This is a genomic window from Candidatus Karelsulcia muelleri (genome assembly GCF_003214255.1).
Classification (GTDB): domain Bacteria; phylum Bacteroidota; class Bacteroidia; order Flavobacteriales; family Blattabacteriaceae; genus Karelsulcia; species Karelsulcia muelleri_B.
This window is the reverse complement of record NZ_CP029011.1, coordinates 206,388-221,941: the sequence shown is the minus strand read 5'-3', so window position 1 is coordinate 221,941 and position 15,554 is coordinate 206,388. Positions and strand designations below refer to the sequence as shown.

The 15,554-nt window shown below is 20.7% G+C and carries 15 protein-coding genes and 1 tRNA gene; 10 read left to right on the top strand and 6 right to left on the bottom strand.

The window, feature by feature from the left end; all coding sequences use genetic code 11:
* Window positions 1–41 precede the first annotated feature (41 nt).
* From rpsP to DDE61_RS01080, 9 genes are all read left to right on the top strand, one after another.
* Window positions 42–386 (top strand): 30S ribosomal protein S16, encoded by a 345-nt coding sequence (gene rpsP / locus DDE61_RS01120; protein WP_110467330.1) that lies wholly within the window; start codon window positions 42–44, stop codon window positions 384–386.
* A complete protein-coding gene (locus tag DDE61_RS01115; RefSeq protein WP_110467329.1) occupies window positions 383–925 on the top strand; it encodes a hypothetical protein in 543 nt (180 codons plus the stop codon). Before rpsP ends, DDE61_RS01115 begins: the two co-directional genes overlap by 4 nt.
* On the top strand, window positions 925–2,166 hold the full coding sequence (locus tag DDE61_RS01110; protein WP_110467328.1) for a 3-phosphoshikimate 1-carboxyvinyltransferase: 1,242 nt from the start codon (window positions 925–927) through the stop codon (window positions 2,164–2,166). The genes DDE61_RS01115 and DDE61_RS01110 overlap by 1 nt, the downstream gene beginning before the upstream one ends.
* A gap of 12 nt (window positions 2,167–2,178) precedes the next feature.
* Window positions 2,179–2,250: transfer RNA gene (locus DDE61_RS01105), tRNA-Glu, on the top strand.
* Between the two features lie 24 nt (window positions 2,251–2,274).
* Window positions 2,275–2,517 carry a 30S ribosomal protein S20 gene (gene rpsT / locus DDE61_RS01100; protein WP_110467327.1) on the top strand — a complete coding sequence of 81 codons (243 nt, stop codon included), beginning with the start codon at window positions 2,275–2,277 and terminating at the stop codon, window positions 2,515–2,517.
* Between the two features lie 48 nt (window positions 2,518–2,565).
* On the top strand, window positions 2,566–3,561 hold the full coding sequence (locus tag DDE61_RS01095; RefSeq protein WP_110476822.1) for an aspartate-semialdehyde dehydrogenase: 996 nt from the start codon (window positions 2,566–2,568) through the stop codon (window positions 3,559–3,561).
* A 9-nt stretch (window positions 3,562–3,570) separates the two neighbouring features.
* Complete coding sequence (locus DDE61_RS01090; RefSeq protein ID WP_110476867.1) at window positions 3,571–4,398, top strand: prephenate dehydratase; 828 nt, start codon at window positions 3,571–3,573, stop codon at window positions 4,396–4,398.
* Window positions 4,395–5,549: a pyridoxal phosphate-dependent aminotransferase gene (locus DDE61_RS01085; RefSeq protein WP_110476821.1), complete on the top strand. Its 1,155-nt coding sequence runs from the start codon at window positions 4,395–4,397 to the stop codon at window positions 5,547–5,549. Before DDE61_RS01090 ends, DDE61_RS01085 begins: the two co-directional genes overlap by 4 nt.
* A gap of 28 nt (window positions 5,550–5,577) precedes the next feature.
* Window positions 5,578–6,693 (top strand): chorismate mutase, encoded by a 1,116-nt coding sequence (locus tag DDE61_RS01080; RefSeq protein ID WP_394798023.1) that lies wholly within the window; start codon window positions 5,578–5,580, stop codon window positions 6,691–6,693.
* A gap of 38 nt (window positions 6,694–6,731) precedes the next feature.
* Here DDE61_RS01080 and infB read toward each other — a convergent pair whose 3' ends face one another.
* From infB to sufB, 6 genes are read right to left on the bottom strand one after another with little or no spacing between them, the layout of a single operon-like run.
* On the bottom strand, window positions 6,732–8,336 hold the full coding sequence (gene infB / locus DDE61_RS01075; RefSeq protein WP_110476820.1) for a translation initiation factor IF-2: 1,605 nt from the start codon (window positions 8,334–8,336) through the stop codon (window positions 6,732–6,734).
* A complete protein-coding gene (nusA, locus tag DDE61_RS01070) occupies window positions 8,329–9,366 on the bottom strand; it encodes a transcription termination factor NusA (protein WP_110476819.1) in 1,038 nt (345 codons plus the stop codon). The genes infB and nusA overlap by 8 nt, the downstream gene beginning before the upstream one ends.
* A gap of 31 nt (window positions 9,367–9,397) precedes the next feature.
* Window positions 9,398–10,612: a SufS family cysteine desulfurase gene (locus tag DDE61_RS01065; RefSeq protein WP_110476818.1), complete on the bottom strand. Its 1,215-nt coding sequence runs from the start codon at window positions 10,610–10,612 to the stop codon at window positions 9,398–9,400.
* Window positions 10,602–11,894 carry a SufD family Fe-S cluster assembly protein gene (locus DDE61_RS01060; RefSeq protein WP_110476865.1) on the bottom strand — a complete coding sequence of 431 codons (1,293 nt, stop codon included), beginning with the start codon at window positions 11,892–11,894 and terminating at the stop codon, window positions 10,602–10,604. The genes DDE61_RS01065 and DDE61_RS01060 overlap by 11 nt, the downstream gene beginning before the upstream one ends.
* Window positions 11,881–12,639 carry a Fe-S cluster assembly ATPase SufC gene (gene sufC / locus DDE61_RS01055; RefSeq protein ID WP_015799471.1) on the bottom strand — a complete coding sequence of 253 codons (759 nt, stop codon included), beginning with the start codon at window positions 12,637–12,639 and terminating at the stop codon, window positions 11,881–11,883. The genes DDE61_RS01060 and sufC overlap by 14 nt, the downstream gene beginning before the upstream one ends.
* 16 nt (window positions 12,640–12,655) lie before the next feature.
* Window positions 12,656–14,065 (bottom strand): Fe-S cluster assembly protein SufB, encoded by a 1,410-nt coding sequence (gene sufB / locus DDE61_RS01050; protein ID WP_110467398.1) that lies wholly within the window; start codon window positions 14,063–14,065, stop codon window positions 12,656–12,658.
* Window positions 14,066–14,124: 59 nt separating this feature from the next.
* Here sufB and miaB point away from each other — a divergent pair, with 59 nt between their 5' ends.
* Window positions 14,125–15,489: a tRNA (N6-isopentenyl adenosine(37)-C2)-methylthiotransferase MiaB gene (gene miaB / locus DDE61_RS01045; RefSeq protein ID WP_110476817.1), complete on the top strand. Its 1,365-nt coding sequence runs from the start codon at window positions 14,125–14,127 to the stop codon at window positions 15,487–15,489.
* Window positions 15,490–15,554 lie beyond the last annotated feature (65 nt).

Genomic DNA, 15,554 nt, shown 5'->3' with positions numbered 1-15,554 from the left:
CTTTTAATATAATATATATATAATAAAATAAAATAAATATTATGTCCTTAAGAATAAGACTTCAAAGAAAAGGAAGAAAAAAAAATGCTTTTTATACTATTGTAGTGGCTAATTCTAGATCATCTAGAGATGGAAAATTTATTGATAAAATAGGTTTTTATAATCCAAATATGAATCCATTTAAAGTTTTATTAAATATAAATAAAGCAATTAATTGGCTCCAAAAAGGTGCTAAACCTACTTGTACAGTAAAATCAATTTTTTTTTTAAAAGGAGTTTTGTTTAAAAAACATATTTTAAATGGAGTTAAAAAAGGAATTGTTGAAAAATCAGAAATAAAAAAAAAAATGAAAACTTGGATTTTAAATAAAAATAAAGATTTTTGATACAAAAATTAATTTTTAATAAAAAAAAATATTTCTTTTTAGGAAAAATTACCAAAAAACATGGCTTAAATTTTAAAAAATGGATTTTTTTAAAAAATAAAATTTATAATAAAAAAAATTTTGTTAAAAAATTAAATTTAATTTTAATAAAAAAAGAAAATTTATTGTTAAAATTAAAAATAAACAAAATTATATTTGTTTCTCACACTAAATTCTTATTAGTTAAGAATAATTTTTTTTTTAAAAATTTAAAAAATGAAAATTTGTTTTTAAAAAACAAAAAATTTTTTTTTTCTTCTAAAGAAGAATTTTTATTTCATGAACTAATAGATTATAAATTATTTAATAATAAATATTGTTTTATAGGAAAAATAAAAACTATATATTATAGATTTTTACAAAATCTTTTAGAATTAAATTTTAATAAAAAAAAATATTTTTTACCTTTAGTAAAAGATTTTTTTTTAAAAAAAAATAAAAAAAAAAAAATTTTAATTTTAAAGCTTCCCAAAGGATTATTAAATAATGGATTGGATTAATGGATTATTTGAAGTTACAAACAAATAATTTTTTTTTAAAAGGAAAAATTAATATTACTGGTTCTAAAAGTGAATCCAATAGGTTATTAATCTTAAAAGCTTTATATCCTAATTTAATTAATATAAAAAATATTTCAAATTCTGATGATACTTATTTTTTAAAAAAAGCCTTATTTACTACTAAAAAAGTAATTAATATAAATCATTCGGGAACTGCTATGCGTTTTTTAACAGCTTTTTTTTCGATAAAAAAAAATAAAGAAATTATATTAACTGGATCATATCGAATGCAAGAAAGACCAATTTCTATTTTAGTAGAAACTTTAAAAAAATTAGGAGGAAAAATTTTTTATGAAAAAAAAAAGGGTTATCCTCCTTTAAGGATAATAGGTTCTAATTTGTTAGGAGGGACAATATCAATAGATGCCAATTTAAGTAGTCAATATATAAGTGCTATTATGTTAATAGCATCACAATTTAAAAATGGATTAAAAATTTTTTTATCAAAAAAAATTACTTCTCTGTCTTATATTAAAATGACGTTTAATATTTTAAAAAAAATAGGAATAAATGTTTATTGGAAAAAAAATATTATTATTATAAATAAGAATAATATTTTAAAAAACAAAAAAATTTTAATAGAATCTGATTGGAGTTCAGCTTCATATTACTATTCTTTAGTTGCCTTCTGCAAAAAGGCAAATTTAAATTTAAAATTTTTTACAAAAAAAAGTATTCAAGGTGATAAAGTAATCACTAATATTTATAATTCTTTTTTTAATGTTAAAACATTTTTTAAAAAAAAAAAATTAATTTTAAAAAAAAAAATAATAAAAAGAAAAAAAAAATATATTTTTCTTGATTTAAATTCAACACCAGATATTGCACAAACAATAGTAGTAACTTGTGCCGGATTAAAGATTAAATGTTTTTTAACCGGATTAGAAACTCTAAAAATTAAAGAAACGGATAGATTAAAGGCATTGAAAATTGAATTATTTAAGTTAGGTATAAAAAGTATTAAAACAAATAATAGTTTATTATTAAATAATTTTAATTTTAAAAAAAAAAATATGTATATATATACATATGATGATCATAGAATGGCTATGTCTTTTTCAACATTAAGTATTATATATCCTATTTCAATATTAGATCCATATGTAGTTTCTAAATCTTATACCAATTTTTGGATAGATTTAAAAAAATTAGGTTTTTTTTTTAAAACAAAACAACTTTAACTTTAATTTGCAGGCCTATTCGTCTATTGGTAAGGACATCAGATTTTCATTCTGAAAAGAGGGGTTCGATTCCCCTATGGGCTACTATGAAAAAAGTTTATATGAAAAATGGCAAATACAAAATCGGCATTAAAGCGAATTAAACAAAATAATTTAAAAAGGTTACAAAAAAAAGTATATTTTAAATATACTAGAACATTAATTAAGAATTTAAAATCTAATAAAAAAGATATAAAAAATAAAAGAAATAAATTATCATCTCTAATAGATAGATTAGTAAATAAAAAAATTATTCATAAAAATAAATCAAATAGATTAAAAAGTAAATTATTAAAAACTTTAATTTTATAAAAAAAATTATATATATAGAAAATAAAATAAAATAAAATAAAATAAATTATGAATTTAGCTATAGTTGGAGTAACCGGAATGGTGGGACGTGTTCTTCTGAAGATTTTAGAAGAGAAAAAAATTTTTATTAAAAATTTTTATCCTGTTGCCTCAACAAAATCAATAGGAAAAACAATATTTTTTAATAAAAAAAAATATAGAATTTTAAGTTTAAAAGAAGTACTTGATTTAAAACCTGATGTAGCAATTTTTTCAGCTGGAGCAGAAATTTCAAAAAAATGGGCCCTTAAATTTGCAAAAAAAGGGATTAAATTAATAGATAATTCTTCAGCCTGGAGAATGGATAAATCAAAAAAATTAATAGTACCTGAAATAAATGGAGAGCTTTTATCTCAAAAAGATAAAATAATTGCAAATCCTAATTGTTCCACAATACAATTAGTAATGGTATTAAACCCATTAAATATTAAATATAAATTAAAACGTGTTATAATATCTACTTATCAATCTGTAACAGGATCAGGGAAAAAAGGATTAGATCAACTTTTAACTGAAGAAAAGTGTTTAAAATCAAATAAGAATTTTTATTATAAAATAAATAAAAATGCAATTCCTCAATGTGATATATTTGAGATTTCTGGATATTCTAAAGAAGAATTAAAATTAATTAATGAAACAAAAAAAATTTTAAATCTTTCAAGATTAAAAATTACTGCTACTTCTGTCCGAATACCTGTAATAGGAGGTCACTCGGAATGTGTAAATTTAACATTTAAAAAAGATTTTGAAATGAAGGAAATTAGAGATTTATTATTAAAATACCCAGGATTAAAATTAATGGATAATTTAAAAAAAAATATATATCCTATGCCAATTTTAAGTGAAAATAATGATAATGTATTTGTAGGACGAATTAGAAGAGATTTTTCTCAAAAAAGATCTTTAAATTTATGGATTGTTTCTGATAATTTACGGAAAGGATCTGCTACTAATGCAATTCAAATTTTAGAATTTTTAAAAAAAAAAAATTTATTAATTAATTAAATTTTAATGATGAGAAAAAAAATCGCTATTCAAGGAATAAAAGGATGTTTTCATGAATTAGCAACTAAAAAATTTTTTAAAAAAGAACCATATAAATTAGTTGAATGTAAAACATTTAAGAAATTAATTAATGTTGTAGTAACCAAAAAAGCTGAGATAGGAGTTATAGCAATAGAAAATTCTTTAGTAGGTGTTATAATTGAAAATTATAATTTAATTAAAAATTTTAAGCTTAAAATTATTGGTGAAATTTATTTCCCTATAAATCAGAATTTAATGATTTTAAAACAAAATGATATTAAAAATATAAAACAAATTATTTCCCATCCTATGGCTCTGCTACAATGTAAAAAATATTTATCTAAATATAAAAATTTAAAAATAACTGAATATGCGGATACTGCAGAAGCAGCTTTTTTTATATATAAAAAGAAAAAAAAAAATATAGCAGCAATAGCTTCTAAAGAAGCAGCAAGGGTTTATAATTTAAAAATTATAGATAAAAATATTCAAACAGTAAAGAAAAATTATACAAGATTTTTTGTGATACAAAAAAAGAAAGACTTTTATTTAAAGTTTAATAAAGCATCTTGTTATTTTAGTTTAAACAATTTAATTGATGAATTATACTTTCTACTAAAAATAATTTCAATATTTGAAATAAAAATTACCAGTATTCAAACTTTTCCAAAAAAAAATAATATATGGAAATATAAATTTTATATGGATATATTTTTTAAAAAAATTATTAATTATTTAATTTTTAAAAAAAAAATAAAAAATTTAATTAATAATTTTTATGTAATAGGAGAATATAAAAATGGAATTAATAAATGACTATTTATCCCTCATTTAATCTGAAAAAGATTTCAGAATATTATTTTTCTAAAAAAAATAAAGAATTAAAGTTTTTAGAAAAAAAAGGAAATAAAATTATTAATTTAGGAATAGGAAATCCAGATTTATTTCCTCCATTAGGAGTAATAAAAACAATGAAAAAAGCCTCAGAAAATGAAAACGCAAATAAATATCAAGAATATTTAGGAATTCCTAATTTAAGAAAAAAATTTTCTGAATGGTATTATAAAAATTATAAAATTGATTTAAATCCCGAAAACGAAATTTTACCTCTTATGGGGTCTAAAGAAGGAATATTATATACTAGTATGGCATATCTTAATAAAAATGATTATGTATTAATTCCTAATCCTGGGTATCCTACATATACTTCAATTTCTAAATTAATTGGAGGAAAAATTATTTATTATTCATTAATAGAAAAAAATAAATGGCTTCCAAATTTATTTGAAATTAATAAATTTAATTTAAATAAAGTTAAAATTTTTTGGATAAATTATCCTCATATGCCTACAGGAGCAAAAATAAATATTGAAGAATTAGAAAAAATTGTTTTTTTTTCTAGAAAAAATAATATTTTATTAGTGCATGATAATCCATATAGTTTTATATTAAATGATAATCCAATTAGTATTTTTAATATTAAAAAATCAAAAGATGTATCTCTTGAATTAAATACTTTAAGTAAAAGTTATAATATGGCAGGCTGGAGAATAGGCATGATAGCTGGAAAAAAAAATATACTAGAAAATATAATTAAAATTCAAAGTCAAGTACATTCTGGGATGTATTTTCCTCTCCAAAAAGGAGCTATAGAAGCAATGAAATTTAATAACAATTGGTTTTTTTCTCAAAATAAAGAATATTATAAACGAAGAAATATAATTTGGGAAATTTGTGATTTATTGAAAATAAGTTATTCTAAAAACAGTGCTGGTTTGTTTGTTTGGGGCAAACTTAATAAGAAGAATGACATATTATGGACAAATAAAATCTTATATAAATATAAAATATTTATTACACCTGGTAGTATTTTTGGAAGTAATGGAAAAGGATATGTAAGATTATCTTTATGTTGTAAAAAAAAGTTCTTAAAAACAGCAAAAAAAAGAATAATTAAAAATTATTGATTGCAATTAAATTTTTTAGTATATTAAAATGAAAACCACAAAAATGATGAAGTTAAATTTAATTAAACAAGATTGGATAAATAAGTTTAACAAACCACTGATTATATCAGGTCCTTGTAGTGCAGAATCTAAAGATCAAGTATTAGAAATTGCTAAAAAATTAAAAAAAATAAATAATATAAAGATTTTTAGAGCAGGAATTTGGAAACCTAGAACTAGACCAAATTCTTTTGAAGGAATAGGAGAAATTGGATTAAAATGGCTTAAAGAGGTAAAAAAAGAAACTGGATTATTAATTGCTACAGAAATTGCAAATGCTACTCATGTAAAACTTGCAATAAAACATGAAGTTGATATTCTTTGGATAGGAGCTAGAAGTACAGTGAATCCATTTACGGTACAAGAAATTGCAGAAGCCTTGAAAGATACAAATAAAATAATTTTAGTTAAAAATCCTATAAATCCTGATATAGAATTATGGATAGGAGCTTTAGAAAGATTATTAAATCAAGGTATAACCAAATTAGGTATTATCCATCGTGGATTTTCTACCTATAAAAGTTTGATTTATCGAAATCCTCCTAATTGGGACTTGGCATTAAAATTTAAAAAATTATTTCCAAATATTCCTATATTATGTGATCCATCTCATATTTGTGGAAATAAAGAAAGATTATTGGAAGTAATGATTCAAGCTAGAAATTTTAACTATGATGGATTTATAATAGAAACTCATTGTAATCCTGACGACGCATTTAGCGATTCCCAACAACAAATTCAACCTTCAATATTAGGAGATTATATTAAAAAACTTAATAACCATTCATTGAGATTAAAAGAAACCCAAGACAAAGACAAAGAAAAATCCCAATTTGAATTAGACCAGGTAAGAAACCTAATTAAGGAATTAGATCATAATATAATTTATCTTTTATCTAAAAGAGTGAATTATTCAGAACAAATAGCTTTAATTAAAAAAAATAGTAATTTAGTGATTTTGCAACAGAAAAGATGGAAAACATTAATAGAAGAATATAAAAAGATGGGAACCCAATTTGGACTTGCAACGAAATTTTTAGAAGAACTTTTCAAAGTGATTCATAAAGAATCAAGAAAAATTCAAAAAAAAATTATTAATTTATAAAGAAAACTTATGGAGAACTTAATTAATAGAATTCTTAATTAATAGAATTCAATTATATCTCCTATTTTTATGTCATTAAAATTTTTTATGACTATTCCACATTCATATCCTTTATTAACTTCTTTAACATCTTCTTTAAATCTTTTTAAAGAATTTAATTCTCCAGAATAAATTAATTGTCCTTTTCTAATTAAACGTAATTTAGAATTACGTTTTATTTGCCCAGTTAAAATTAAACATCCTGCTATTGTTCCAATTTTTTTGTGTTTAAAACAATTAATTACTTTCGCAGTACCTACTAATTTAGTAGGAATTATTTTTTGAGCGTCTAATGCTTTTTTAATAGCATTAATTGCATTATATATTACAGAATATAATCTTATATCTATTTTTTTTTGATTTGCAAGAATTTTAGCTTTAGAAGTAATTTTAACATTAAATCCAATTATAATTGCATTAGATGCAACGGCTAATAAAATATCTGATTCAGATATTAAGCCAATATTTTTATATATTATTTGAACTACAATTTTATCTGTTGATAAATTTTCTAATGAATCACTCAGAGCTTCTACTGAACCATCAACATCTGCTTTAATAATTAATTTTAATTTTTTAATTTTTTTTGTCATTTGTTCTAAGGTTATTTGTTCTAAGGTTATTTGTGGTTTGCGTTGAAAACGAAATTTATGTTCTTTTTTTAATTTAATTTTGTTTTCAACAAATTGCTTGGCTTCTTTTTCATTTAAAAAAACTTTAAATTTCTCCCCAGGAAAAGGGGGACCATTTAACCCCAAAATTATTACAGGTTTAGAAGGATATTCTTTTTTAAGAGATTTTCCTCTTTCATTTAAAATTAATTTTACTTTGCCATGAAACGTTCCTGCTACAAGATAATCTCCTACTTTTAAAGTTCCTCCTTGAATTAAAATTGTAGTTGTATATCCTCTTTCTTTTTCTAAAGAAGCTTCTATTACTGTGCCTTCAGCAGGTTTATTTGGATTTGCTCTTAAATTTAATTTTTTGGCTTCTAATAAAATTTTTTCTAATAATTGATCTACCCCTTCTCCAGATTTAGCTGAAATATCTTGAGATGGATAATTTCCACCCCATTCTTTTAATAAAAAATTCATTTCAGATAATTTTCTTTTAATTTTCATTGGATCTGAATTAACTTTATCAATTTTATTTAATGCAAATATAATTGGAACCTTTGCTCCTTGGGCATGACTAATTGCTTCTTTAGTTTGAGGCATAACATTTTCATCTGTTGCTATTACTATAATTACTATATCAGTTATTTTAGTTCCTCTAGCTCTCATAGCAGTAAATGCTTCATGACCTGGAGTATCTAAAAAAGTAATACTTTTTCCATTTTTAAATTTTACATTATAAGCTCCTACATGCTGTGTAATACCCCCAAATTCACCTGCTATAATATTAGTTTTTCTTATATAATCTAACAAAGATGTTTTTCCATGATCTACATGTCCCATTAGAGTCACTACAGGTGATCTAGGTTTAAGATCTTTTTCATTCTCTCCATCTCCACCATGTTTCGTTCTAATAGTCTCTTTTTTATTATATTTTTTAGCAGCAGCTTTAGAATTCATTTTCATCAAATCGGTAGTTTTTTTATTCATTATAATTTTTTTTTTTAATATTTAAAATATAAATTTTATATCCAGTTAATTTACTGGCTAAACGTAAATTAGTTTTTTTATTTCCAATTGCTTTTTTTATTTCTTCTGAATTGACAGAAATAAATGCTAATTTTTTTTTTCTATCAATTTTTATCATGGCAACTTTTGCAGGACTTATAGATCTAGTAAGATATAATTCTATATTAGAAGAATAATTTATTATATCTATAATTTCATTATTAATTTCTTTAATAATATTTTTTAGTTTGGATCCTTTAAGGCCTACACAAGTTCCAATAGGATCAATTGTTTTATTTTTTGATTTTATTGCAATTTTTGATCTTTCTCCTGCTATACGGACAATTTTTTTTATAATTATTAATCCATTAGATATTTCAGGAATTTCTAATTCCAATAATTTTTTTAAAAAATTTTTATCTTTTCTTGAAAGTAAAAGATAAATTTTATTTTTTATAAATTTGACTTTCTTTATAAGAAGAAAAAATGAATTTCCTTTTTTAAATTTTTCATTTGGAATTTGTTCTTCTTTCAGTAAAATCATTTTATTATTTTCATTATTTTTAAAAAAAATATTGTCATTCATTATATAATCTACTTTTGCATATAGAATCTCTCCAATTTTTTTTTGAAAAATTTGGAATTGATTTTTTCTCTCAAATTTTTTAAATTTATATAATAAATCTTTTTTTAAAGAAAATAAAAATTTTTTTCCCAATTGTTGATATTCTATTTTTTCTTTTAAAGAATCTCCTATTTTTAAATTTTTTTTAATTTTAATAGCTTTCGAAATTTCGATTTGTTTATTGAAATTTTTAATGATCTCATCTGAGACTATTTTTAAATCTCTCCAAATTTCTATTTCTCCATTTTTATAATTAAAAAATATTTTATAATTTTTTAGCTTACCATATTTTTTTTTTAAAAAAAAAATAAAAGATTTTTTTATTATTGACATAAAAAGTTTTTTATTAAAAAAAAACTTCTCTTTAAACCAATTCAAAGAACACATTATTTATATATTTATTTTTATTATATATATACTATAATATTTTTTTTATTTTTAATATTGTTTTAAATAAAAAATCTATTTCTTCAAAAGAATTATATATGGCAAAACTTATTCTTATAGTTCCAGGAATAGAAAAAAATCTCATTAACGGTTGTGCACAATGATTCCCTGTTCTTACAGCTATTCCAAAATTATCTAATAATTGACCTCCATCAAATGGATGAATATTTTTTAGATTAAAAGATATAATATTAGAACGCACTTTTCCATAAATTTTAATTCCTTTTATACTATTTAATAATTTAGTTGCATAATTCATAATTTTATTTTCATAAATTTTAATATTCTTAATAGAATATTTTTTAATAAATTTTATTACCTCTAATGTAGAAATAATTCCTTCTATATTTGGAGTCCCAGCTTCTAATTTAAAAGGTAAATTAGCATATGTTGTTTTTTCAAACAAAACTTTTTTAATCATTTCACCTCCATATTTATATGGAGAAAATAATTTCAAAAGTTCTTCTTTGCCATAAAGGACTCCTACCCCAGTTGGGCCATACATTTTATGTATGGAAAAAACATAAAAATCAGGATTTATTTTTTTTATATTTATAGGAATATGAGATATAGCTTGAGAACCATCTATTACTACTAATATATTATATTTTTTAGCTTCAAAAATAATTTTGTTAATTGGATTAATTATTCCTAAAGAATTAGATACATGACTTAAAGAAATTAATTTTGTTCTTTTAGAAAGAATTGATTTAAATTTTTCCAATTTTAAATTTCCATTATTATCAATAGGAATTATTTTTAATAATGCCTTTTTTTTTTTACAAAGTATTTGCCAAGGAATTATATTAGAATGATGTTCAGAATATGGAATTAATATTTCATCATTTTTATTTATTAAATCTGAAATACTATTAGCTATTAAATTAATACTTTCTGTCGCTCCACTTGTAAAAATAATTTCATGTGAAGATTTAGCATTTAAAAAAAATTTAATTCTTTTCCTACTTAATTCCATTTTTTCAGTAGCTTTTTTACTTAAAAAATGAGCTCCCCGATGGACATTAGAATTTATTTTGTAATAAAATTTTTTTATTGAATTTATTATTTGTTTAGGTTTTTGAGTAGTAGCAGCATTATCAAAATAAATCAATTTTCTATTATTAATAATAGTATTTAAAATGGGAAATTGATTTCTTATACTTTTTATTTCTTTTTTAGAAAACATTTTTTAAATTTAAAATATTTAATATTTTTTTAGATAAAAACAATTTTATTTTAGGAATATTAATATTTTTTAATATTTTTTTTGCATATAACAAAATAAGTATTGATTTTGCAATTTTTTTTTCTATACCTCTAGTACAAAGATAAAAAATTTTATTCTTCTCTAGTGTACCTAGAGTACTTCCATGAGAACATTTAACATTATTTGCAAAAATTTCTAATTCTGGATTAGAATAAACATATGAATTTTTATTTAATAATATGTTGTTATTCTTTTGAAAAGCAATAATATTATTAGCTTTTTTATGAATTCTAATTTTTCCATTAAAACTCCCTTTTGAAGTTCCATCTAATATTGATTTAGTTAGTTGATAACTTTCACAATTAGAAAATAAATGATCTATTAATGAATTAATTTTTACATATTGATGTATAGATTTTTTTTTTAGTATGGCTAGTCCATTAAAATATGATTTTGATTTTTTCCCACAAGAAAAAAAATTAATATTTTCATTTAAAAATTTTCCTTCAAATGAAAAATTATTTAAAGTACAAATACTTTTTTTTTTTTGTGTAATATAAGTCTTATTTCTTAAATAAGAATAAGCTATATTCGTATATAATTTTATATATTCTATATTACTTTCTTTTTTATTATAAATTTCAGTAATATAATTACTAAAAAAAATTTTGTTTGTTAATGATTCATGAAATTCTACAATTTTAGCTTGAGATTTTTTTCCTAAAATTATTAAATTTCTAGTATTTAGAATTGAAAAATCATTTTTTATTTTATAAAGATTTATAATATAAATCGTTTTTTTTAAACAAATTTTATCCGGTATAAATATATACGCACCATCTTTTGAAAAAAGAAAGTTTAATGAATTAAAAATATCATTATTTGATATGGTTTTACCAAAAAAATTTTCAATAGTTGAATTGCTTTTTTTTTTAAGCAAAATTTCATTTATTGAAAAAATAAATTTATTTTTTTTTTCTAAAAAATTAGAAAGATAAAAACCATTTAAAAAAAATAAATATATTCCATTTTTATCTATTAAATATTTTTTTAAAATCTTCCAATCTATATTTTCTTTTCTAGGAAATGAATAATCATATTTAATTATGGAAGAAATAAAATTCTTTTCTTTAGAAAAAGAAATGATTTTTTCATTAAAAATTTTTAATGATTTTTTACAAATTGAATTTATATAATTTTTTATAAAAGAAGAATTAATTTTTTTTTTAATAAAAAAATTTAATTGTTTATTTAATTTCATTATATTTTTTTTTATAAAAATTATATCCTTCTGATTCAATTTTTATTGCTAATTCTTTTTTTCCAGATTCAATAATTTTTCCTTTATATAAAATATGTACATAATCAGGAATTATATAATTTAATAATCTTTGATAATGAGTAATAATTAATAATGAATTATTTTTTTTTTTAAAAGTATTAATTCCTCTAGATAAAGTCCTAAGAGCATCTATATCTAACCCAGAATCAATTTCATCTAAAATAGATAATTTGGGATTTATCATACACATTTGAAAAATTTCATTCCGTTTTTTTTCTCCTCCTGAAAATCCTTCATTTAAAGATCTGAAAAGAAATTTTTTATCAATTTTTAATAAATCAGATACTTTTTTTAATTTTTTTAAAAAATTATTAGATGAAATTTCATTTTTTCCATTTGCTTTTCTTATAGAATTTAAAGAAATTTTTATAAAATTATAAATAGAAATTCCAGGAATTTCTACTGGATCTTGAAAAGATAAAAAAATTCCTAATTGTGCTCTTTTTTCTGGAGATAAAAAATTAATTTTTTTTTTTTCAAAAAAAATCTCTCCTTTCTTTAGAAGAAAATTTTTTTTTCCAGCTATAATAGATGCTATTGTACTTTTTCCAGATCCATTTGGTCCCATTATTACGTGAATTTCTCCTTTTTTAATTGTTAAGTTAACATTTTTTAATATTTGTTTTTTTTTTACTGAAACAGATAAATTTTTGATTTTTAACATAATAATTAATTTTTAACTATCCTACAGAACCTTCTAATTGAATTTCTAATAATTTTCTTGCTTCAATTGCAAACTCTAAAGGTAATCTATCTAAAATTTCTTGACTAAATCCAGTCACTATAAGTGATATTGCTTTTTCTAAATTTATTCCACGTTGATTACAATAAAATAATTGATTTTCTCCTATTTTAGAAGTAGTCGCTTCGTGTTCTACTTGAGAACAAAAATTTTTTCCTTTTATAAAAGGATAAGTATTAGAACTACAATAATTTCCTAGAATTAAAGAATCACATTGTGAAAAATTACGAGAATAATTAGCATTAGGAGTAATTTTTACTAATCCTCTATAATTATTTTTAGAATATCCAGCTGATATTCCTTTTGAAATAATAGTACTTTTAGTTTTTTTTCCCAAATGAATCATTTTTGTGCCAGTATCTGATTGTTGAAAATTTTTTGTAAATGTTATTGAATAAAATTCTCCTACTGAATAATCACCTTTTAAAATACAAGATGGATATTTCCAAGTTATAGCTGATCCAGTTTCTATTTGAGTCCAGGAAATTTTAGATTTTTTTTCACATAATCCTCTTTTAGTTACAAAATTAAAAACTCCGCCTGTACCAGTTTTTTCTCCAGGAAACCAATTTTGAACAGTAGAATATTTAATTTCAGCACCTTCTAAAGCTATTAATTCTACTACTGCTGCATGTAATTGATTTTCTTTTCGTTGAGGAGCTGTACATCCTTCTAAATAACTAACATATGAATTTTTATCAGCAATTAAAAGTGTTCTTTCAAATTGACCGATTCCTGATTCATTTATTCTAAAATAGGTAGATAATTCTATAGGACAATAGACATTTTGTGGAATATAACAAAAAGATCCATCAGAAAAAACTGCTGAATTTAAAGCGGAATAAAAATTATCTCCTATAGGAACTATTTTTCCTAAATATTTTTTTATTATTTCAGGATATTTTTTAATTGCTTTACTAAAAGAACAAAATATTATTCCTTTTTCTGCTAAACTTTTTTTAAAAGTTGTAGTTACAGAAACAGAATCAAAAATTATATCTAAAGCCATTTTAGCTTTATTTATTTTTTTTTTAAAAGTTAAATTTAATTTTTTAAAAGTAAATTTTAATTTTTTAGAAATTTTTTTCATTTTCAAAGCGGAATAATAACTTATGTTTTTAAAATCAGGAATATTATATAATAGGTTTCCCCAATTAGGATAAAACATTTTTTTCCAAATTTTATATGATTTTAATCTTCTTTTTAACAACCAATCAGGTTCATTTTTTTTTTTAGATAAATTAATAATAATTTTTTTATTAATTCCTTTTGGAAGTTTTTCTGATTCTAAATTAGAATAAAAACCATATTTATAATCAGAATTTTTTAAGATGTTTTTTTTTCTCATGTTAATTTTCTTTAAAATAATAAAATAATAAAATAATAAAAAAATAAAAAAATATAACAATGGAAAAAAAAAAATATTACATCGAAAATTATGGGTGTCAAATGAATATTTCTGATAGTGAAATTGTCTGTTCTATATTAGATAATGAAGGATTTATTCAAACTGATTTGATACAAAATGCTAATATTATTTTAATAAATACTTGTTCAATCAGAGAAAAATCTGAAAATAAAATATTATTACGAATAAATCAAATAAAATATTTAAAAAATTATAAAAAAAATCTAATAATAGGAATTTTAGGTTGTATGGCAGAAATTTTTAAAAAAAAATTTTTTAAAATAAATAAAATTGTTAATTTGATTTTAGGTCCAGATTCTTATAGAGAACTTCCTTTTTTAATAAAAAAAATTTTAAATCAAAACGGTAAGTATATAAATACTTATTTTTATAATAATGAAACTTATTCCGATATTATTCCTAAAAGAAAAAAAGAAAAAATAACGGCTTTCGTCACTATTATGCGTGGATGTGATAATATGTGTACTTTTTGTGTAGTTCCTTTTACTAGAGGTCGTGAAAAAAGTCGTGATCCAATTAGTATATTAAAAGAATGTGAATTTTTATTTCAAAAAGGATTTAAAGAAATTATTCTTTTAGGTCAAAATGTCGATTCATATTTTTGGTATGGTGGAGGATTAAAAAAAAATTTTAATAAATTTTCATTAAAAAATAATACAATTATTAATTTTCCTAAATTACTAGAATTAGTTGCTAAAACTGTTCCTTTTATGAGAATCCGTTTTTGGACTTCTAATCCTAATCAAATTACATTGAATGTTTTAAATGTAATGAAAAAATATAAAAATATATGTAAACATATTCATTTACCTGTCCAATCTGGAAGTAATAAAATTTTATCATTAATGAATAGAAAATATTCTCGTGAAGAATACATTTTACTTATAAATCAAATTTATAAAATTCTTCCAAATTGTTCTATATCTTGTGATATTATTACTGGATTTTGTAATGAATCTGAAAAAGATCATAATGAAACACTTAATTTAATGAATTACGTTAAATATAATTTTTCATATATGTTTATCTATTCCCCTCGGAAATTAACATATGCTTTTAAAAAATTTAATGATAACGTTTCTTTAACAATAAAAAAACGGAGATTAACAGAAATTATAAACTTACAAAGAAAACATTCCTATTATAGATTAAAAAAATCTATAGGAAAAATTCAAGAAATTTTAATAGAAGGAATTTCAAAAAAAAGTATAAATTATTTTTATGGTAGAAATTCTGGAAATGATATAGTAATTTTTAATAAAAAAAATTCTAAAATAGGAAACCTTATAAAGGTAAAAATTAATAATTGTACCTCAGCAACTTTAATAGGAGAAATATTTTAATTTCGAAAAAATTATGAAAGAATTTTTTTACTATATTATAGGTTACTATATTATAGGAATTCTAT